The 1,801-nt window shown below is 59.2% G+C and carries 1 protein-coding gene and 1 pseudogene; one reads left to right on the forward strand and one right to left on the reverse strand.

Features of this window, described 5'->3' with window-relative positions; genetic code table 11:
* Positions 1–253: 253 nt before the first annotated feature.
* Positions 254–1,300: a type II asparaginase gene (locus SO140_RS45735; RefSeq protein WP_449381926.1), complete on the reverse strand. Its 1,047-nt coding sequence runs from the start codon at positions 1,298–1,300 to the stop codon at positions 254–256.
* A 299-nt stretch (positions 1,301–1,599) separates the two neighbouring features.
* Here SO140_RS45735 and SO140_RS45740 point away from each other — a divergent pair.
* Positions 1,600–1,692, forward strand: a pseudogene (locus tag SO140_RS45740) (aminoglycoside phosphotransferase); the annotation flags it as partial.
* Positions 1,693–1,801 lie beyond the last annotated feature (109 nt).

Consider the following 1,801-nt stretch of genomic DNA (forward strand, 5'->3'; position numbering starts at 1 on the left):
AGTCCTGCCAACTAGACAGACTGAATCACTGGTATCTCTGAGTCGCAACCGCGGCCTTTTTCAACGGAATCGGCCATAACCAGAATCGCACAAGGCGGCAGACCAAAACGCTATTCGATCACCCGATACTGCTGCGCCGGTCGGCGCAGCAGGAGACGATGTGAGTAACGCGTAGCATCGCCGGAGATCACGAGTTCATCGATATGATCTCACTGCACACATCTGCGACGGCCGTAACCGCGCTTCGGGCGGTCTAATAAGTGTAGAACATCCGTTGGATCTCCTTGGTGTCGGTCGTCTTGGTCAGCGCCAGCATCAGCAAGATACGCGCCTTCTGAGGGTTCAGCGTATCTGAGACAACGAAGTCATGCTCGTCATCCTTGGCTTCTCCATTGCGCGCGACGATGCCGTTCCCCACACGGCTGCTGCGGACGATCACGACACCCTTCTTGCGAGCTTCGTCGAGGGCCGGCTCAACCGCGGGCCGGGCAAGACTGCCGTCACCCACTCCGGCATGCACGATCCCCTTAGCTCCGGCTGCGACGAAGGCGTCGACCGCGACCCGGTTCATGTTGGCGTAGCCGTAGACGATATCGACTTGCGGCAGGACATCGAGACCCGAAACGTCAAACTCGGAATCCACCGTGTGCCGACGTGTCGATTGACGATAGAAGTACGGTTTGTTTCCTTGCATATAGCCGAGAAAGCCGAGTTCGGGGGTGCGGAATGTGTCTGCCGTCGAGGTGTTGCTCTTGGTTACCTCGCGAGCCGCGTTGATCTGATCGTTGAGAGCAACGAGCACGCCCTTGCCGACTGCCTCGTCGCTGCCAGCCAGGATCACCGCGTTGTAGAGGTTGATCGGCCCGTCCGCGCTGATCGCTGTAGACGGCCGCATCGCGCCGACGATGACGACAGGCTTCTTGCTCTTGACGACAAGGTCCAGAAAATAGCTGGTTTCTTCGATCGTATCAGTGCCGTGCGTGATTACAATTCCATCCACGTCGTCCTGCGCGAGGAGGGCGTTGACGCGCTTTGCAAGCTTGAGCCAGTAGTCATTGTTCATGTTCTCGCTGGCGATCTGGAAAACCTGCTCGCCCTTGACGTTCGCCACCGTTTTCAATTCCGGAACGGCGTTCAAAAGGGTCTCTATGCCCACCGTTGCGGCGGTGTAACCGACCACGGTGGTGCTGCTCGCACCGGTGCCGGCGATCGTGCCACCGGTCGCAAGAACCACGACGTTGGGCAGACCGGGGCCCCTCGCGTCCGCGGCTGCAAGACTGAAGAGCAGCACGAAGAGCACGCTCGTTGTCGCCAATATGTGATTACGTAGCCGAAACTGCCACATCTTGAATTCCTTCTCCTAGAAAGCTTCGTCGATTGCGCCCAGTTCGCCCAGCGTATGATCCTCCAGTCGATGCACCCTGTCTAGGGTGGCGACGCTTTCAAATGGTCGAGTTTGGATCACAAGCGGCGGTCGCGGCAAGCACACGCCGGCATCCGGTTTGCCGCCGACAGCTGACATCACAACGGGTTAAGCGCCGTTCGGCCTCGGGCCAATGGGTGAGTTGGGGGGCCAATAGCTGACATTGGCCCAAATGCATCGCCGCCCAAGCCTCGGCCGCATGGGAAGCTGCGGTCTGCTGGGACGACGCGTACGCAATCAATCGGCTTGTCCAAGTTCGAGCGGTCTGAGCGGCGGCACCGGCTCGACGACCGCTATGGGGCAGAGGACTTGTATGGGGCGATTGGTGTCAAGCGCTTTCGTTATTGGCCATCTCCTTGTTCGGCCGGGCTGCGACAT

The organism is Bradyrhizobium sp. UFLA05-108 (assembly GCF_059803455.1).